This window comes from Marinihelvus fidelis (genome assembly GCF_008725655.1).
Classification (GTDB): domain Bacteria; phylum Pseudomonadota; class Gammaproteobacteria; order Xanthomonadales; family SZUA-36; genus Marinihelvus; species Marinihelvus fidelis.
In genome coordinates this window covers 91,037-109,381 of the sequence record NZ_VYXP01000004.1, presented here as the reverse complement: position 1 = coordinate 109,381, position 18,345 = coordinate 91,037, and the positions used below count along the sequence as shown (strand labels likewise).

Sequence of the window (18,345 nt, the reverse complement as noted above, 5' to 3'; positions counted from 1 at the left end):
TCCTACAATGAGCCGGCGAAAACTGAGGGAATACCCACTTGCGAAACCGTAAGGAGCAACCGTTAATTGGCGAATCGGCCGGCTTCCTGGAAGTACTGGAGCACGTTTCACGGGTCGCGCCGCTGGACCGGCCGGTCCTGGTCATTGGCGAGCGCGGTACCGGCAAGGAACTGATCGCCGCGCGTATCCACTACCTCTCCGCCCGCTGGGACCAGCCATTCGTGAAGATGAACTGCGCCGCGCTGGCCGAGTCCCTGCTGGAAACCGAGCTGTTCGGCCACGAAGCCGGGTCGTTTACTGGCGCCAACAAGCGCCGCCTGGGCCGCTTTGAACTCGCCGACCAGGGCAGCCTGTTCCTGGACGAGCTGGCAACCACGTCAACGCGTGTGCAGGAAAAGGTGCTTCGCGTGATCGAGTACGGTGAACTTGAGCGCGTTGGCGGCAATGACACGGTACGCACCGATGTCCGTATCATCGGCGCGACCCACGAAGACCTGCCATCGCTGGTCGACGAAGGGCGGTTTCGCGCCGACCTGCTCGACCGCCTGGCCTTTGACGTCATCACCCTGCCACCTTTGCGCGCCCGACCGGAGGACATCCTGCCACTGGCCGAGCATTTCGCCGTGAAAATGGCCGGTGACCTGGGGCGAGAGCTATTCCAGGGGTTCTCCGAGTCCGCCCGTGACGCCCTGCTCTCTTACGACTGGCCAGGCAATGTCCGCGAACTCAAAAACGTGGTCGAGCGCGCCGTTTACCGTGCCGACAGTGATGCCGAAACGGTCCGTGACATCGTGTTCGATCCGTTTGACTCACCGTGGCGCCCGAATGCGAACCCTGGCGAAGAAGCCGCGCCTTCACCCGGCCCGGCAACCACAGCGCCCGACACGCCGTATGACTTCAAGCAGCATATCCAGGACGTCGAGATCGAGCTGATCAAGTCGGCACTGGCATCATGCCGTTACAACCAGAAGCAGACCGCCGAACACCTGGGCATGACCTATCACCAGTTGCGGGGTTACCTGAGAAAGTATGAATTGACCGACGCAGAGTAAGCCGGTCGCGGCGAACGCAGTGAAGCCCGATCAGCCCAGTTCGTCGTGATGATGGTAGTAATCGGGCAGGATATTCACAAAGCGCAACCAGGGCCCCTGGAACGCCAGTTCGACCGTGCCGGTTTCGCCGTTTCGGTGCTTGCCGATGATGATCTCGGCCTTGCCCTTGTCCGGTGAATCCTGGTTATAGACCTCGTCACGGTAGATGAAGATGATCAGGTCGGCGTCCTGCTCGATGGAACCGGATTCACGCAGGTCGGCCATCACCGGGCGCTTGTTCGGGCGCTGCTCCAACGCACGGTTGAGCTGTGACAGCGCCAGCACGGGCACATCCAGTTCCTTGGCCAGGGCTTTCAGCGACCGTGAAATCTCGGCGATTTCCGTGGCCCGGTTCTCCTTTGAATCGGGCACCTGCATCAACTGAAGGTAGTCGACAACGATCAGCCCGATGTCGTGTTCGCGCTTCAGACGCCTGGCCCGTGCACGGAGCTCCGACGGCGACAGCGCCGGGGTTTCGTCGATGAAGATCTTGCTTTTCTTCAGCAATGTCATGGCCGAGGTCAGGCTCGCCCAATCCGTGTCATTCAGCTTGCCGGTACGAAGCCGCCCCTGCTCAATCTGGCCCAGCGAGGAGAACAGTCGCATGACCAGCTGCAGCGACGACATTTCCATGCTGAAGACCGCCACGGGCACACCGCCCTTCAATGCGGCGTTTTCGGCGATATTCATCGCGAACGTGGTTTTGCCCATGGCCGGGCGGCCAGCAATGATCAACAGGTCGGAATTCTGCAGCCCCGCCGTCTTCATGTCGAAATCCTTGAAGCCCGTGGGAATGCCGGTGATGTCACCCTGTTGCTCAACCAGTTGTTGAATCCGCTCGAAGGCGTGGTCGATGGTGTCCTTGACCGAAACAAAGCCGGCACCGGAGCGCTGGCCCTTGTCGGCGATTGCGAAAATCGCGCGTTCGGCCTCTTCGAGCAGATCGTGGCTGTTGCGGCCCTCGGTAGAGAACGCCTGGCCGGTGATTTTCGTGCCGACGTCGATCAGGGCGCGCAGAATGCTCTTTTCGCGAACGATATCGGCGTAGGCGCGGATATTCGCGGCACTGGGCGTGTCGAGCGCCAGTTGCTGGACATAACGGCCACCGTCGATACGGTCGATATGGCCGTTGCTGACAAACCACGAGGTGACGGTGACCACATCGCACGGCTCGTTGTCGTCGTTCAGTTCGGTAATGGCCTGGAAGATCAGGCGGTGGTCTTCGCGGTAGAAATCCGCCGCGCCGATACGGTCGGCAACCTCTTCGTAACCCCTTTCAGAAAGCAGCATACCGCCAAGAACGGCCTGCTCCGCCTCGATGGAATGCGGGGGTACCTTGAGTTTTTCGACAGTGGCCAGGTGGGGGTCGGACATCGGGTCGAAGAATAACACGGGCCCCGGTTGCCGGGACCCGTGTTTGAAGAATTTTTATTCTTCGGAGGTGACGATCACCTTGATGGTGGTCTCAACGTCGGCGTGCAGCTGCACCAGGACGTCGTACTCACCGGTTTCGCGGATCGGGCCTTCGCCCATGATCACTTCCGCTTTCTCAAGCTCGACACCCTTTTCGGTAGCGGCGACCGCGATTTCACGCGGGCCGATGGAACCGAACAGCTTGCCTTCGTCGCTGGCGTTGGCGCTCATTTCCAGCACCAGTTCCTCGATACCGCCACGGCGCTTTTCGGCTTCTGCCAGCTTCTCGTTGGCAGCCGCTTCCAGCTCGGCGCGACGGGCTTCGAACATCGCCACGTTGTCGTTGGTGGCCGGTACGGCCTTGCCCTGCGGCACCAGGAAGTTGCGGCCGTAGCCGGACTTCACATCGACGGTGTCCCCCAGGTTGCCCAGGTTCATCACCTTTTCGAGGAGAATCAGTCTCATGTCCTTCGTCTCCCGATCAGTGGTTGTCGGTGTACGGCAACAGGCCCAGGAAGCGCGCGCGCTTCACCGCGGTGGCCAGCTGGCGCTGGTAGCGCGCCTTGGTGCCTGTAATGCGGCTGGGAACGACCTTGCCGGACTCGCCAACGTACTGCTTCAGCAGGTTGAGATCCTTGTAATCGATCTCGGTAATGCCTTCAGCGGTGAACTTGCAGAATTTTCTGCGACGGAAATGACGTGCCATGTTATGCACCCTCCTCGCTGTTGGTTTCCGCAGCTTCTTCCGCTGCAGGCGACTTGTCGGCGTCAGCCTTCACGTCGTCGTTATCGTTGTCGTCATCGGATGACGGCTTGTCACCACGACGATCTTCGCGTTCCTTCTGCACCCGGTCTTTTTCTTCCTTGGCCTTCAGGATCGGTGATTCGTCAACGATTGCGTCCTGGCGGCGCACGGTCAGGTGACGCAGGACCGCGTCGTTGAAGCGGAACACGCCTTCCAGTTCGGCCAGGGTGTCGGCGTTGCACTCAATGTTCATCAGAACGTAGTGCGCCTTGTGCAGCTTGGCGATGGAGAAAGCCAGCTGGCGGCGTCCCCAGTCTTCCAGGCGGTGAATCACACCACCGTTTTCTTCGATCAGGCCCCGGTAACGCTCAAGCATGGCGGGAACCTGCTCGCTCTGGTCCGGATGAACCAGAAAGCAGATTTCATAATGTCGCATTGTCATTCCTCTCGGATAATCGGCCCATTTTCATGGGCTTTCAGAGCCTCCCCGGCCGACGGGCGCCCGGGTGAAGCAAGGATTCTTCACACAACGGAACGGGTCCGGCGCGCGAAGCCGGCGGATTCTAACAGAAATTACTGGATGGTGAAACTCTCACCGCAACCGCATTCCTCGGTCGCGTTGGGGTTATCAAACTTGAACGTGCGGTTCAGCCCATCAATGACGAAATCAATGCGCGACCCGTCAACCAGCGGCAGGCTTTCGGCATCCACCACGATGGTGATCCCGGCGTCTTCAAACTGGTGGTCACCCGGCTCGATCGTTTCCGCCAGCCCGACGACATAGGCCCAGCCCGAACACCCTGTCCGCTTGACGCCCACGCGCAACGCACGGCCGCCTTCACGCGCCATGAATTCGCGTACCCGGTGAATCGCTGCATCCGTCAGTGAAATGGACATTCAATTGCTCGTATCGTGGCCCTGTGTGCTTTATTATCTGGGGCCGATTCATCCCAGATCAACCGAAATTTCATGGCCGCAAGCAGCATCAAACACTGCCTGGCCGGCGACGTGCCGGCAGGTTCAACCGTCACCGTGCAAGGGTGGGTTCGCACCCGCCGCGACTCCAAGGCGGGTTTCTCATTCCTGACCGTTTCCGACGGCTCCTGTTTCGACCCCATCCAGGTCGTCGCGCGTGCCGAACTCGACAATTACGCCAGCGAAATCCAGAAGCTGAGCCCGGGCTGTTCCGTGCGCTGCACCGGCGAGCTGGTTGAATCGCGCGGCCGCGGCCAGGCCTTTGAAATCCAGGCCGACAGTGTCGAGGTCATGGGTTGGGTCGAAGACCCGGACACCTACCCGATCCAGCCAAAGCAGCACAGTTTTGAGTTCCTTCGCGACGTCGGCCACCTGCGCCCACGCACCAACACCTTTGGCGCGGTGACCCGGGTACGCAATGCAGCAGCCCACGCCATCCACCGGTTCTTTCACGAGCGCGGCTACTACTGGATCAACACACCGATCATCACCGGGTCTGATGCCGAGGGCGCCGGCAACATGTTCCGTGTCAGCACGCTGGACATGGCCAACCTGCCCCGGACCGACGCCGGCGACATCGATTTCGGCAAGGATTTCTTCGGCCGCGAGACTTTTCTGACCGTCTCGGGCCAGCTCAACGTCGAGGCCTACTGCCTGTCCATGAGCAATGTTTACACGTTCGGCCCCACGTTCCGCGCGGAGAACTCCAACACCACGCGCCACCTGGCCGAATTCTGGATGGTCGAGCCTGAAGTAGCCTTTGCAGACCTGGACGACCTGGCCAACCTGGCCGAGACGTTCCTTAAATATGTCTTTGAAGCCGTACTGGCTGAGTGCCCGGACGATATGGCGTTCTTTGCCCAACGTATCGAGCCGACCGCCATTGAACGCCTGGAGTCCGTGATCAAGGCCCCCTTTGTTCGTGTTGACTACGCTGAGGCGATTGAAATCCTGCAGGCGTCCGGCAAGACCTTTGAGTACTCGCCCGAATGGGGACTGGATCTGCAAACCGAGCACGAACGGTACCTGACGGAAGTTCACTTCAAGGCGCCGGTGATCGTGCTCAACTACCCCACCGAGATCAAGGCCTTTTATATGCGCCTGTCTGACGACGAGCGTACCGTGGCCGCCATGGACGTGCTCGCACCCGGCATTGGCGAGATCATCGGCGGCGCCCAGCGCGAAGAACGGCTTGACGTTCTTGAGCGGCGCATGGACGAACTGGGCCTGGATAAGGAAGGCTACGACTGGTACATCGACCTGCGCCGATACGGCACCGTGCCGCACGCCGGCTTCGGCCTGGGCTTCGAGCGCCTGGTCAGCTACATCACCGGCATGTCCAACATCCGTGACGCGATCCCCTACCCTAGGGTCCCGGGACGCGCTGACTTCTGATGCGCATGACGATCCCGGGGCTGCCGGTCAATTTCCAGGAATGGATCGTAGCGAACCGGGATCAACTGAAGCCGCCAGTCGGTAACAAGGTGATCTGGAAGAACGGCGACTTTATCTGCATGGTCGTCGGCGGACCCAACATCCGCACCGACTTCCACTTCGAAGAAGGGCCTGAGTTCTTTTACCAACTGGAAGGCGACATGGTGCTCCGCGTTCACGAGGACGGCGCCATCAGGGACGTTCCAATCGCCGAAGGGGAAATATTCCTGCTCCCTCCTCGTATCCCGCATTCACCGCAACGGTTTGAGAACACCGTCGGCCTGGTCATTGAGCGCAAACGGCTCGAAGGCGAACTGGATGGCCTTATATGGTATTGCGAACAATGCGAGACGTTGCTCTATGAAGAGTACTTCCAGCTGACCGATATCGAAACGCAGTTTCCTGCCGTGTTCGAACACTTCTATAACGACCTGGATCACCGCACCTGCAACAGCTGCGGACACCTGAACCCGGCACCCGCGGGCTACCCGCAGGCATAAAAAAAGCGGCCGGGGCAGCATCCTTACTGCCCCAAACCGCTCTGCGGACGTGTCGCCACCCGCGAATTGCCTCCTTGCGCCGAGGTCAAGACGATTCCTTCGTCCCGCAAATCCATCTGCCAAACAACGCTTCCTGCGTCGCTGAAAAAGGCGATCCGTGCCCTTTTCGTCCCTCGTTGAAAACAAGTATAGCCACATTTGGCTAAACACACAAGTGTCTAAACACAAAAAAGTCTAAATACATTTTCGGCTATGTGCGGATGCGGCTAATTTCATATATGGCTATAGACGTTAGTGGCTATACCTGATAAATTATTTCTGAAGGATTCGTGGAAGTGATGTAAACGCGTCAAGGACATGTATCCGGGGAAGCAACGGGACTTGAAGTCCCAGGCAAAACGAATACGACGGTTGTTGCGGGTCGAGAACACAGATGAGCGCAGTTCTAAGGAAGGAACATCACCGGTTCAAGCAAGTGACTGAAGACAGTCACCGCGCAGTAGCCGAAGCACTCACCAAGGACCTCGACCCGACATACGGATGTGGGAAATCCTGGCCAGGACGGCCAAATTGGAGCAGGGACGCTCAAGGAAAGGCGAAAGTTTCCGTCACTTTCGCTCTGTGCAGGGCGCCTACATGGAGTGTAGGCGCCCTATTTTATAACCCGCTGCCAAATTCCCGGCCGCACCGACCCACCCAAACTTAGGTGACATCGGAGCGAACTTTGTTAAAAAATTACGTGCAAGCTATTGAATAAGTAGCTATCCTGATAACTTGGCGTCACTGGCCTCAGCGGATCTACGGCCAAAACGCCAACCAAGAACTTGATGGTCTGCGGCATCAAGGCTTGCACATTGATGGACTTCGGTCGTTAGCGCATTCGCCACACAGCGGACATGGGTGGCGGTGCTCCGCCCTTGCGGACGCCCGAACCCTGGGGAATGAGTGCAGCAACCAATGTTGGGCAGACCACTGGAAAATCAGAATTCAAACCCTGGTGAATACGCATCAGTTGCTGATGCTGTTCAATTGGTGCTCAGAAGACTAATTCGTCTTCTGATCGGCACTTTGTCGTTTTCCGCTCTCATGGATCTCATTCGGGTCATTTACGTAGAAGAGGCGGAAAAGAAACTCTCAAAGGACGGCAAAAAGCCGACAAAGAGCGCGCTAGCGCTAATGACGGGCTTAGATACCCGAGTAGTTACTTCGGTTCTTCAAGACAAGTTTAAGAAAAAGCTTGAACCCAATGAAATTTGTGCCGAAAGTGCTCTTTTGGATATGTGGGCAACCGACCCATTTTTCTCGAATAATGAGACTGGTCAACCCGCCATTCTGCCAGTGGAAGGCCGTGGCAGAACCTTTCAGGGGCTGATTCTCAAATCTGTTGGGCGAAACATCACTGTTAAAACCGTGCTCGACAGAGTTGTATCTTCCGGAAATGTTCAACTGCAATCTGGTGCTGTTGAGAGGGTAAAGCTACTGTCCCCTTGGTATTCACCAGTTTCAGATGATGTAGCAAAAATGACAGACATTGCTTACATCGAATCCTCAAGAGTCCTTAGCGCCGCAATTCACAATATGGAGACTGACCCTGAATGGCGCGTTCCTCAGCAAGGTCGATGGACTTACAGACTGGCACCACAAAACTTTAGATCGTTTAGAAAGGAAGCTAGACAGTTATTAGAAAAACAAATCAAGGAAGGCGAGCAACTACTCGAGAAATTCGAGGAACCAAAAAAGCAACCAGGCCAACTCACTGTAGGTATCGGATGGTACCAATGGGGCGGTCATGAAACTGATGAAGAAGGAGATATGAGATGACTCGTTGGTTAATTGAAAAAAGCGGAACAGGTATTGAGAAAAGCGGCACTGGTATCGAAAAGTCCGGTACTGGTATCGAAAAAAGCGGCACCGGCATTGAAAAGAATGGCACTGGAATTGAAAAGTCGGGAACTGGCATCCGACGGACAGCTCTGGCCTGCGCACTTTTTGCTGCTGGTTTCCTGAGTACTGCAAATGCAGATTCACTGAGCCCCAATGGCGATCTCAGTATCTCGGTTGAGAACAACCGAATTTCAGCATCCTGGCACATCGACGGAAGCATTTTCGTCGGTTTCTCCAGCATTGACGCTGGGTCAGGAAATCTTTCCCTAATTGAAGTTACGCCAACGCGTCGCGACTCAAGACTTGATGTGGCTGGCGGCGGCACAGGCGTCGCTGGTGGAGGCACGGGCGTGCAAGTCGCCGGTGGTGGCACGGGTGTTGCCGGCGGAGGCACGGGCCTCAAGGTTGCCGGTGGAGGCACTGGCGTGCAAGTCGCAGGCGGTGGCACGGGCGTCGCTGGTGGCGGTACAGGCGTACAAGTTGCCGGCGGTGGCACAGGCGTTGCCGGTGGCGGCACGGGCGTGCAAGTCGCCGGTGGTGGCACGGGCGTCGCTGGTGGCGGTACAGGCGTACAAGTCGCGGGCGGTGGCACGGGCGTCGCCGGTGGTGGCACAGGCGTGCAAGTCGCGGGCGGTGGCACGGGCGTCGCTGGCGGTGGAACAGGTGTACACGTTGCCGGTGGCGGAACGGGCATCGAAGTTGCAGGTGGTGGTACTGGAATTGAAGGTATCTCCATTACGCTTCCCGCCGGCACCATGATGAACATGTCCGTAACCCTGGGCTGCAACACCGCGACTGTTTCCGTTCTGGATTCAGCAGGTTATGAAGTTGTGTCGTTTGATAACGTCAAGGTTTCTGGTGCTACGGGCCAGTGCGTTGGCGGATCGATCGGCATTGATGATCGCTTTGGTTCGCCGACGGGGTCAATCCGTCAGTAAGGCTGGCGATTGCATAGCATGAGTTAACCAACGAGAGCTCGCCCCTGCAGCTTTGCAGGGGCGCTTTTTCTCGGCAGGGAATGCTGACGCAGCTGTTTGCAGAGTGGGTTTGATTCTGTAGTGAGATTTGCAACGTCAGCCGGGGATCGTGTGGTCCCCGGCTTGGGTTTTCAGCCTGGCGGCCAGCTGAACTCCCGGCCTGCGAGCAGGTGCAGGTGGATGTGAAATACGGTTTGGCCGGCGCTGCCGTTACAGTTCATCACGACGCGGTAGCCATCTTCGGCGTAGCCCGCCTCCCGGGCGATTTCCTTCGCCACTGAGAATAGTTTTCCTACAAGTATTTCGTCTTTCTGCTCTATGTCGTTAATCGTCCTGATGTGATACTTGGGGACGATCAACACGTGCAGCGGGGCTTGCGGATTGATGTCACGGAAGGCGATCACGTCGTCGTCTTCGTGGACGATATCCGCGGGGATTTCGCGGTCGATGATTTTCAGGAACAGATCTTCTGACATGGTGGCACCTGCTTATGGGTGGCTGTCCGCCCTGCCCCTCTGGACTGCAGGCGGCAGGAAATGGAGTGGACTAGTCTAGCTGCAAGGCTGGCCCGGCTGCGCACTTGCCCAGGACCGCGTCGAGAAACTTTCCGGCGGCACGGTCGGGGGACGGGACCGATGAAGGGTCCTCAGTGTGAAATGCCTTGGCTCGAACACCGGTCCGCATGGGGCCGGGATTGATGCCGTAGACCCGGCATGGCGTTCCTTCACATTCCTCAAACAACATCGTGACCATCGTTTGAAGGGCTGACTGGCTGGTGCCATATGGACCCCAGTATGCCTTGCCGCGAGCCGCATCGTCGTTGATTGCGAACACGACGGCCCCGCCTTGATCCCGTAGCGCCGGCAGCGCGGTACGCGTCAGCAGCCACGGTGCATTGAGGTTGACCTGCATGTGACCGAGCCAGGCGTCACCAGCGACCTGGTCCAGCGGCTGCAATCCATCGAATCGTGTTGCGCAGTGAACAAGGCCGTCGAGTTGGCCATAGGCCTCGACAATGCCGGAAACCAGTTCGTCGCACTGGTCAGGGCCGAGGGCGACCAGGTCGTACTCACAGACGCCGGGCGCGGGCGCGCCGGAACATTCGATCTCGTCGCAGAGACCTGCGAGGCCGCGACGGTCCTTGTCCAGCACCACCAGTTGCATGCCCTGCTTCGCACAGGCCAGGGCCAGTGAGCGACCCAGGCCACCGGCGGCGCCGGTAATCAGGACGGTTTTTACATGCTTGGAATTCGACATTCGGGGAGGCACCGGCTTGAGAGCCGGCAATTTTATTCCGTTTTCAGCCGGGGGCCAAACCATGGGGCTTTGGCGCGCTGGCGATTGCGGTGATAATGGGCGTATGCCGACCTACGTCTATCAACCCACGGGCGACGACCAGTGCCGTTACTGCATGAACGGCTTTGAATGGCGCCAGAAAATCTCGGCCCCGGCCCTGGAACGGTGCCCGGAATGCGGCTCGGCGATCCGCCGCGTCATTTCGGCACCCGCGCTGACCAGTTCAGGGCCTGCGATGGACGAAAAGAACATCGATAAACACGGTTTCACCCAGTATCGAAAACTGGAGAAAGGTGTTTACGAGAAAACGGCTGGCAAGGGCCCGGCGATCATTGACGGGCGAGAAACGGGCACCAAGCGCTGACCGGCTAACAGCCGCAGGAAGACTTCAGAGCGTTACACCAACGCCGACGCCCACATTCCAGTTCGGTGACCAGTTGTAGGGATTGGGCGGCCAGAGGTGGATCTGCCGGACCTTCACGTAGGGCACACTCATCACGTATTCACCGACCTGCGCGTCGGCCAGGCCGTCAAGGTCACCAGCCAGTGTGACCCAGCGCCCTTCCCCGTAGTCCCGCGGTTCCAGGAAGCCGGGGTAAAACGCGATAAACCGCCCTACTGAACGCGAATCCGGTTGCGGAACGTTGCCACTGTCGATGGGTACGGCAAGGATCTGCAGGATGGTGCCTTCCTCGCTGTTGGTCAGGGCCATGACCTGGCCGCCCCAGACCACGACGCCCTGCGTGGGCACACCGTTTTTGCCGACATCGGTGGGATAGACCTGTAACCGGTCTTCGGTGCCGTCAAACTGCACGGTTGTGCACGCACTAAGGGTCACGGCCAGGAGTATGGCCAGGACCGTTCGACTAGTTGACCAGTTCACGGATTTCATCCACGTGTCGCTCCCAGTTGCCGCCGTCAAATTCAACCATTCGAACATGCACGCCGGCCGGCAGTTCCACGCAATTGAGGTTGACGCTCCAGGCGTCGGGGTGGGACCGCGGCTGGTAGAACGACTTGATTCCGCAGTGGGCACAGAACAGGTGCCGGGCAGTACCGGTATTAAAGCGGTATTCCGTCAGTGTGTCGCCGCCGCGCAGCAGCGTGAAATCTTCGTGCCGGATGGTCAGGTGCTGGTAGCCGGTCATACGGCAGATGGAACAATTGCAACGCAGCACATCGACCTCGCCGGGAACGGCGATCCGGAAGCGTACGGCGCCACAGTGGCAACCGCCCTCACAAGCGCGTTGTGCGTTCATGACGCCATTCTAGCAGTGGCGCGACGCGCATGGCGCCAGGTGGAAAACACCTCGCCCAGTGTCGGCACGATGCCCCGCCGCTGTACGGATGCGGGCGCTTTGGCAAGCCTTGCCAAACGCAGAAAGACCACGTGATCGCGCACGGACAGGCCTGTTTCCAATGCGTTGGGGCAGTCCTGCACTTCCGATGGTTTCCTCACACGGGACAATACGGCCCCGGCCAGCTCACCAACCAGTGCGGCCCGTACTGACTCGTCATCGGCGTGAGCCTGGGCCGACATCCCGCCTTTCCTGGCCAGCACATCGAGCGGCAGCCATGTCGGCTCGCCGCCATTGACCAGCCAGGATTCCAGTGGCTCCAGCACAGCCATGGCCAGGCCGGCATCCCTTGCCTCAGTAGATTTGCGGAGCAGTGCCATTTCCAGCCCGCCCCGGGCATTGCAATGCCAGTCGAGCAGCGCGTCTGTGTGGTTGAACGGGCCACCATCACACTGGAGCCCGATGGCCAGGACCCCGTCATTCCAGGCCTCTTCGCGCCAGTGGGCAAGCGCACCCGTGTCCAATGCGGCCTGGATGACCGGGTGCTGGTGCGCACCCTTGACCACCGCGTCGGCGACCGCATCGCGCCACCATTTCAGCTTGACCAGGGCCACGCCGGGGTCAGAGACCGTGGCAGGCACCTCGATCACCGAGCGCACCAGCGCTTCAGCAGCGAGCAGGGATTCAGCAGGCTGGTTGCGAAGGAAACGGGCAGCCGAGTCAAAGGCGGAGCCCGCGCCCGGCACGATCGCCAGGCAGGCTGAACGGGACGCGGGCGTCATCTATGGAGCCGCTACGGGCCGGGAGGCATGAACCAGGTAATTGACATCCAGCCTGCCCCCGGTGCGCACAGTTCCGGACAGCGGGTTGTAATGCAGGCCGGTGACTTCGTGCACCTCCAGCCCTGCGCGCCGCAGCCAGGCTGACAACTCGGACGGGCGGATGAAGCGGTCGTAGCGATGCGTGCCCCGGGGCAACATGCGCATGACATGCTCTGCCCCAACGATCGCCAGCGCGAAAGCGACCGGCGTACGGTTCAGCGTCGAGAAAAACGCCTGGCCACCCGGCTTCAGCAGTCGTGCGCAGGCCGCCACCACGGACACCGGATCCGGAACATGCTCGATCATTTCCAGGCAGGTCACCACGTCAAAGGTGCCGGCGTGGTCGTCCGCATAGGCTTCGACCGTGGTTTCGACATAGTCGACTTCAAGCTGGCTTTCGTGAAGATGCAGGCGGGCGACGTCAAGTGCGCGGCGGGCGACATCCAGGCCAGTGACCCGCGCACCCATCGCGGCCATGCCTTCCGAGAGCAGGCCACCACCACAGCCGACATCGACAACGGCCGCGCCGGCAAGCGTTGCGCGATCACGGATATAGCGCAGGCGCGCCGGGTTCAGGTCATGCAGCGGCTTCGACTCGCCCTGCGGATCCCACCAGCTGGACGCGAGTTCGTTGAAACGATCCCGTTCGGCCGGGTCGAGGTTCGACGTGTTCATGCCGCCCTCACCGCTAGGCGTTCGTCCCATTCGGCGGCGCGTGCGACCACCCGGTCGACGTCCAGCGTGGTCAGTTCGCCCTCTTCCATCAGCGCTTTGCCCGCAACCCAGACATGCGAAAACTGGCGGGAATTGGCGGCGTAGACAACCTGTGACTGAACATGGTGTTCGGGCTGGGTCTCGGGCGCGGACAGGTCCATCGCGGCGAGATCCGCGGCCTTGCCCGGTTCGATACTGCCCAGGCGGTCGCCCAGGCCCAGGGCCCGCGCGCCGGACAGCGTGGCCATCTCGATGGCGGCCCAGGCATCCAGCGCAGCCGGGTCACCCGACGAGCCCTTGGCCAGCAAGGCCGCGGTGCGGAGCTCACCCAGCAGGTCCAGATCATTGTTGCTGGCGGCACCATCCGTGCCGACAGCAACGTTAACGCCTGCGGCCAGCAGCTGCGCGACCGGGCTGATTCCGCTGGCCAGCTTCAGGTTGGACTCAGGGCAATGCACGACATGCACGCCACGTTCTGCAACCAACTCGATATCCGCGGCCGTCAGGTGCACCATGTGCACGGCGACGAAATCCGGGCTCAGCAGCCCCAGGCGGTCCATCCGGGACAAGGTATCTTCGCCGTGCATCTCCTGCGACCGCGCGACTTCCCAGCCCGCCTCGAGCACGTGCATGTTCACCCGCCAGCCCCGCGTTGCGGACAGTTCAGCCACACGGGACAGGCCGGCATCGTCCACGGTGTACGGGGCATGCGGCGCCAGGGTCATGTCCAGCAGCGGTTCGGCCTCGACCATGTCGGACAGGCTTTCGGCCAGCGCCAGGCACTGGTCGATGCCACTGGCCCACGGCGTGGGGACATCAATGACGGGGTTGCCGATCACCGCGCGCACACCGGCCTCGGCCGCGACTCGCGCGATTTCCCGCGGGAAGAAATACATTTCGTTGAAGCAGGTCGTGCCGCCGCGGATCATTTCCGCCATGGCCAGTCGCGTGCCATCACGGACGAAGGCCTCGCTGACCCAGCGACCCTCGGCCGGCCAGATGTGGTCCTGCAGCCAGGTATCCAGGGCCAGGTCGTCGGCGTAGCCACGCAACAGCGCCATCGGCGAATGCGTATGCATGTTGACCAGCCCGGGCATCAACACGTGGCGATCAAGTTCGACACGCCGGTCTTCGGGAAAGCGCGCAAGCGCCTCTGCCCTGGGCAACACCGCGTCGATGTTGCCGTCGACAACGCGAACGGCCATCCCAACCTGCAATTCCCGCGCCGGCCGGACCGGCAGCAGGTAGCGCGGCAGGAGCAGCATGCTGGCGCTCATGGCCGGAACCTCAGCTGTCTTTCACGCGGGAAACGTACTCACCCTTGCGCGTGTCGACCTTGATGACCTCGCCTTCCTGCACGAACAGCGGTACGCGCACCACGGCGCCGGTTTCCAGCGTGGCCGGCTTGCCGCCACTGCCGGAAGTGTCGCCGCGGAGCCCCGGGTCGGTCTCGACGATCTTCAGCTCGGTAAAGTTCTGCGGCTCAACAGCCAACGGGCTGCCATTCCACAGCGTCAGGCGACAGGTGTCCTCTTCCTTCATCCACTTGGCACCCTCACCCACCGTGTCTTTGGCCACAGCGTACTGCTCAAAGCTGTCGGGGTGCATGAAATGCCACTCATCGCCATCGTTGTACAGGTATTGCACATCGGTTTCGAAAACATCGGCCGCTTCAACGGACTCGCCGGACTTGAAGGTGCGCTCGACGGTGCGCCCGGTCAGCAGGTTGCGAATCTTGACGCGGTTGAACGCTTGCCCCTTGCCGGGTTTGACGAATTCGTTTTCGACGATGTTGTAGGGGTCGCCATCCAGGATGATCTTCAGTCCACCCCGGAATTCATTGGTGCTGTATGAGGCCATGGCCTGCTCCGTTTGATTGTTTTTGCGCGGGCGCGCGAATCAGACGCGCATGATATCAGTGAACCCCGGGATGATTCAGCTTGTCATACACAATCATGGAGAAGTTGGTCATAATTGTCGGTTCACCAGGGGGCTAGACTAAATTTTTCATTAACGTGCGGCAGATTTGCGCAAATACGGATATTGTTTTTCCGTAGTTATCGTTGTATCCGCACCAGATCACCAGACACAAGGGAACACGCCACATGCCCATAGAGGGCCAATTCATCCTCGTCATCGACCCGTCACCTGAAGCCGCCGCCGGGCTCAACAGCCAGTTGCGCAATGCCGGCCTCAGCGTACAGGTGCTGCACGCCGACTCGTCGCACGAAGCCGCCCGTCTGGGCCGCGAATTCCGGCCCGTGCTGGTGGTACATGGCGCGGATGGCCCGGTCTCGTTGCATGAAACGGCATCGCTGGCCAATGAGTTGCAGACCTTTTTTGCAGTGACCGCGGACCAGGACAACCTGGCCGGACGTGCTGGCGAGGTCCTCCAGAACGGTGGCATGCTGATCCAGTCCGGCAACGACGACCGCATGGTGTCGTTGTGCCGGCGTTTGCTGGGTGCCGGTGCCGCGCTGCGTAGAAACGACCAGCGCCAGGGTGATATCGATGAACTCCGCGCCCAGCTCGCACTGGTGCTGGAGACCACGAAAGACCCCATTACCTATTTCCATGAAGGCCTGCACGTGGCCGCCAATGCCGCCTACCTTGATCTCCTGGGTGTGGACCAGTTTGGCGACCTGGCTGGCACCTCGCTGCTGGAAATCGTCCAGGCCGAGGATCTCGACCTGAAGCGACTGATCAGGGACCTGGGCGACGGACAGTTCCCACCCGAACCCATCGAGGCACGGATCAAGCCGCGCCAAGATGAGTCTGTCGCCGTATCACTGCGTTTCGACCCCGCACGCCTGGACCACGAAGATTGCATTCAGATGCTGGTCAACGTTCATGAGGCAGCGTCTACCGAAGTCGCCCAGAGCGAAACGGCAGCCGAAGCAGCCGTTGACGAAGCGCCCGTTGCTGAAGCGCCTGTTATTGAAGCCCTCGTGGTGGAGACCCCCGAGCCGGAAGAAGTGCCGTCGGTTGAGGCACCGGCGGTGCCGGCGGTCAGCAATGACACCGTTCCCGCCCTGGCCGACCCTGTCACCGGCCTGCTGTTTCGTGCCGATTTTGTCGCCCGTGTCGATAGCGGCGTGTCCGGTTCAGACGAGCCAGCCCGCGGTGCGGTGCTGTTTGTCGCCGCGGATCAGCACGCCAGCCTGTTTGATGACCTGACGGTGGCCGAGATGGATCACCTGGTCAAGGGCATCTCGAGCGCCATCAGCGATGAATTGCATGACGACGAACTGGCCTGTCGCTTCGGCGACGCCACGTTTGCCGTTTACGCCCTGCGCGAGAACCGCGCCGGTGTTGAAGCCCTCGCGGAACGCCTCAGGGAGGCCGTCAAGCGAAAAGGCACCAGCGAAGCTGCCCGGTCGATGCCACGGCCATGCAGTGTGGGTGTGGCGATGTTTGACCCGTACTCCCAGGACGCGGAAACCGCGCTGGCGCACGCACGTGATGCCTGGCACACCGCGGTCCAGACCGGTGACACCGTGGTTCGCTACAAGCCGGCCCGTGGCGAGCTGACCAGCGAGAATCACGAGGCCGCCTGGGTTGAGCGCATTCGCTACGCCCTCGACAACGACGATTTCTTCACCATCCAGCACAACATCATGCACCTGGAAGGCGAAGGCGAAACCTTGTTCGAGAACCGCACTGTCATGCACGATGATGCGGTCGATGACAGCGACCCCGACTACCAGGGAGCCGCGGAACGTAATGGCCTGGCCAGCCGGATCGACCGGTTGGTGATTCCCGGCCTGCTGCGCGCCATCGATGGCGGAACGGACCGGCACATCATTTCCATCAGTGGGAACTCACTGCAGGATTTCAGTTTTCCTGGCTGGTTCCGCAGGCAACTGCAGGAATCCGGTGTTGCGGGTGAACGCGTGTTCCTGCAACTGGAATCCGGAATGGCCCGCGACCACACCAAGGCCGCCCGACGGTTGATGGACGAACTGGCCAACACTGGCTGCGGTTTCAGCCTGTCGGCCATGGATGACAGCAACCGCAAGCTCGCGCTGATCGATGCACTGAACCCCGAACTGGTGCGCCTTGACCCTGTCCTGACCGAGGAACTCGGGCAGCGCACGGAGCTGGTTGACCGTGTTCGACGCGTGGTCAGCGAAGCCGCCAATCACAGTTGTTCCGTCTACGTGAACAACGTCCGCAGCTCATCCGACCTCGCCCTGCTCTGGCAGTGCGGCGTCAAACTGGTGACCGGGGACTTCCTCGAAGGCAAGCCCAAGGTCATCGGCGAATAAGGCTCGCGGTGACTCGCGGGCGATCTGCCATCACGGGGCGCTTCGCGCCATCGCCCACCGGCGACCTGCATTTCGGTTCACTGGTCGCCGCACTGGGCAGCGCACTGAGCGCCCGCTCGCAGGGCGGACGCTGGCTGGTCAGGGTCGAAGACATCGACCCACCGCGAGAAGTCGAAGGTAGCGCGGAACGCATCATCGCCGACCTCGCCCGCTTCGGCCTGGTGGCCGACGAGCCAGTCCTTTTCCAGTCCACCCGCGCCACCGCCTACGACAATGCCATCGAAAGACTGCTACGCGAAGGCAAGGCCTTTGAGTGCGGCTGCTCACGGGCCGACCTGCCCGATAATGGCGTCTACCCGGGAACCTGCCGGAACGGCATCGCCAGGGGGAAAACCGCTCGAGCGATCCGCGCACGCGTGGATGCGACCCCGGTGACCTTCACCGACGCCGTTCATGGCGTCATTACGGAACAACTCCAACACGATTGCGGCGACTTCGTCATTCGACGTGCCGATGGCCTGCCGGCCTACCAGCTCGCGGTGGTCGTGGATGATGCATTCCAGGGCGTGACGGAGGTGGTTCGCGGTGCCGACCTGCTGGATTCGACCGCGCGCCAGGTGCACCTGCAATCGTTGCTGGGACTGCCGCACCCGGCCTATATGCACCTGCCACTGGTGTGCGACGCAGACGGTCGCAAACTGAGCAAACAGGACGGCGACGACCCGGTCAAGACCCTGGAACCCGCACTGGCGATCGCCCGTGCCCTGCAGGTACTGGGCCAGCAGGCCAGGCCGGACCTGGGTGTCGAAGGGCAGATTGCCGCGGCGACCGCAAACTGGACACCGGGCACCGTGCCACGGAAGGTCTCCGCGCAGTGGCGGGCCCGGGCCGATGCCGCCGGGGCGGCCTAGGCGTTATACTGCGCCCTG

Annotated in this window: 21 protein-coding genes; 8 read left to right on the top strand and 13 right to left on the bottom strand. The window is 60.6% G+C overall.

Annotated elements, in window-relative coordinates; genetic code table 11:
• The first annotated feature begins 38 nt into the window (after positions 1-38).
• The gene (gene pspF, locus F3N42_RS06850; RefSeq protein ID WP_150863678.1) at positions 39-1,052 is read left to right on the top strand and encodes a phage shock protein operon transcriptional activator; all 1,014 of its coding nucleotides are present in this window, start codon (positions 39-41) and stop codon (positions 1,050-1,052) included.
• A gap of 30 nt (positions 1,053-1,082) precedes the next feature.
• Here pspF and dnaB read toward each other — a convergent pair whose 3' ends face one another.
• The 5 genes from dnaB to F3N42_RS06825 form a co-directional block, all read right to left on the bottom strand.
• Complete coding sequence (gene dnaB / locus F3N42_RS06845; protein ID WP_150863895.1) at positions 1,083-2,465, bottom strand: replicative DNA helicase; 1,383 nt, start codon at positions 2,463-2,465, stop codon at positions 1,083-1,085.
• A gap of 54 nt (positions 2,466-2,519) precedes the next feature.
• Positions 2,520-2,969 (bottom strand): 50S ribosomal protein L9, encoded by a 450-nt coding sequence (gene rplI / locus F3N42_RS06840; protein ID WP_150863677.1) that lies wholly within the window; start codon positions 2,967-2,969, stop codon positions 2,520-2,522.
• A 16-nt stretch (positions 2,970-2,985) separates the two neighbouring features.
• Complete coding sequence (gene rpsR, locus F3N42_RS06835; RefSeq protein WP_150863676.1) at positions 2,986-3,210, bottom strand: 30S ribosomal protein S18; 225 nt, start codon at positions 3,208-3,210, stop codon at positions 2,986-2,988.
• A gap of 1 nt (position 3,211) precedes the next feature.
• Positions 3,212-3,685, bottom strand: a complete 474-nt coding sequence (gene rpsF, locus F3N42_RS06830; RefSeq protein WP_150863675.1) for a 30S ribosomal protein S6 — start codon at positions 3,683-3,685, stop codon at positions 3,212-3,214.
• Positions 3,686-3,822: 137 nt separating this feature from the next.
• Positions 3,823-4,146 carry a HesB/IscA family protein gene (locus tag F3N42_RS06825; RefSeq protein ID WP_150863674.1) on the bottom strand — a complete coding sequence of 108 codons (324 nt, stop codon included), beginning with the start codon at positions 4,144-4,146 and terminating at the stop codon, positions 3,823-3,825.
• Positions 4,147-4,218: 72 nt separating this feature from the next.
• Between F3N42_RS06825 and asnS the strand changes: the two genes are divergently transcribed.
• The 4 genes from asnS (at position 4,219) to F3N42_RS15595 (ending at position 8,980) form a co-directional block, all read left to right on the top strand.
• On the top strand, positions 4,219-5,619 hold the full coding sequence (asnS, locus tag F3N42_RS06820; protein WP_150863673.1) for an asparagine--tRNA ligase: 1,401 nt from the start codon (positions 4,219-4,221) through the stop codon (positions 5,617-5,619).
• A complete protein-coding gene (locus F3N42_RS06815) occupies positions 5,619-6,158 on the top strand; it encodes a 3-hydroxyanthranilate 3,4-dioxygenase (RefSeq protein ID WP_224784784.1) in 540 nt (179 codons plus the stop codon). Before asnS ends, F3N42_RS06815 begins: the two co-directional genes overlap by 1 nt.
• Positions 6,159-7,103: 945 nt before the next feature.
• Positions 7,104-7,979: a DUF6502 family protein gene (locus F3N42_RS06810; RefSeq protein ID WP_191621282.1), complete on the top strand. Its 876-nt coding sequence runs from the start codon at positions 7,104-7,106 to the stop codon at positions 7,977-7,979.
• Entirely contained in the window at positions 7,976-8,980 is a 1,005-nt protein-coding gene (locus F3N42_RS15595) for a hypothetical protein (RefSeq protein WP_191621281.1), read from the top strand. The genes F3N42_RS06810 and F3N42_RS15595 overlap by 4 nt, the downstream gene beginning before the upstream one ends.
• A gap of 170 nt (positions 8,981-9,150) precedes the next feature.
• Here F3N42_RS15595 and F3N42_RS06800 read toward each other — a convergent pair whose 3' ends face one another.
• Positions 9,151-9,495, bottom strand: coding sequence for a histidine triad nucleotide-binding protein (locus F3N42_RS06800; RefSeq protein ID WP_150863671.1), 345 nt, complete (start codon positions 9,493-9,495; stop codon positions 9,151-9,153).
• 70 nt (positions 9,496-9,565) lie between these two features.
• Positions 9,566-10,276 carry an SDR family NAD(P)-dependent oxidoreductase gene (locus tag F3N42_RS06795; RefSeq protein ID WP_191621280.1) on the bottom strand — a complete coding sequence of 237 codons (711 nt, stop codon included), beginning with the start codon at positions 10,274-10,276 and terminating at the stop codon, positions 9,566-9,568.
• 16 nt (positions 10,277-10,292) lie between these two features.
• Between F3N42_RS06795 and F3N42_RS06790 the strand changes: the two genes are divergently transcribed.
• Positions 10,293-10,679 carry an FmdB family zinc ribbon protein gene (locus tag F3N42_RS06790; protein ID WP_191621279.1) on the top strand — a complete coding sequence of 129 codons (387 nt, stop codon included), beginning with the start codon at positions 10,293-10,295 and terminating at the stop codon, positions 10,677-10,679.
• A gap of 24 nt (positions 10,680-10,703) precedes the next feature.
• Here the strand turns inward: F3N42_RS06790 and F3N42_RS06785 are convergent, their stop codons facing one another.
• The 6 genes from F3N42_RS06785 to efp are packed head-to-tail and all read right to left on the bottom strand — an operon-like array spanning position 10,704 to position 15,008.
• Positions 10,704-11,153: a Slp family lipoprotein gene (locus F3N42_RS06785; protein WP_191621278.1), complete on the bottom strand. Its 450-nt coding sequence runs from the start codon at positions 11,151-11,153 to the stop codon at positions 10,704-10,706.
• Positions 11,154-11,181: 28 nt separating this feature from the next.
• Entirely contained in the window at positions 11,182-11,574 is a 393-nt protein-coding gene (locus tag F3N42_RS06780) for a GFA family protein (protein WP_150863667.1), read from the bottom strand.
• Complete coding sequence (locus F3N42_RS06775) at positions 11,571-12,395, bottom strand: squalene/phytoene synthase family protein (protein ID WP_150863666.1); 825 nt, start codon at positions 12,393-12,395, stop codon at positions 11,571-11,573. Before F3N42_RS06775 ends, F3N42_RS06780 begins: the two co-directional genes overlap by 4 nt.
• Positions 12,396-13,109, bottom strand: coding sequence for a bifunctional 2-polyprenyl-6-hydroxyphenol methylase/3-demethylubiquinol 3-O-methyltransferase UbiG (gene ubiG / locus F3N42_RS06770; RefSeq protein WP_150863665.1), 714 nt, complete (start codon positions 13,107-13,109; stop codon positions 12,396-12,398).
• The gene (locus F3N42_RS06765; RefSeq protein ID WP_150863664.1) at positions 13,106-14,425 is read right to left on the bottom strand and encodes a TRZ/ATZ family hydrolase; all 1,320 of its coding nucleotides are present in this window, start codon (positions 14,423-14,425) and stop codon (positions 13,106-13,108) included. Before F3N42_RS06765 ends, ubiG begins: the two co-directional genes overlap by 4 nt.
• Before the next feature lie 10 nt (positions 14,426-14,435).
• Positions 14,436-15,008, bottom strand: a complete 573-nt coding sequence (efp, locus tag F3N42_RS06760) for an elongation factor P (protein WP_150863663.1) — start codon at positions 15,006-15,008, stop codon at positions 14,436-14,438.
• Between the two features lie 245 nt (positions 15,009-15,253).
• Here efp and F3N42_RS06755 point away from each other — a divergent pair, with 245 nt between their 5' ends.
• Together F3N42_RS06755 and gluQRS are read left to right on the top strand one after the other, a co-directional pair.
• Positions 15,254-17,416, top strand: coding sequence for an EAL domain-containing protein (locus F3N42_RS06755; protein WP_150863662.1), 2,163 nt, complete (start codon positions 15,254-15,256; stop codon positions 17,414-17,416).
• A gap of 8 nt (positions 17,417-17,424) precedes the next feature.
• Complete coding sequence (gluQRS, locus tag F3N42_RS06750) at positions 17,425-18,327, top strand: tRNA glutamyl-Q(34) synthetase GluQRS (protein WP_224784782.1); 903 nt, start codon at positions 17,425-17,427, stop codon at positions 18,325-18,327.
• Positions 18,328-18,345: the final 18 nt, after the last annotated feature.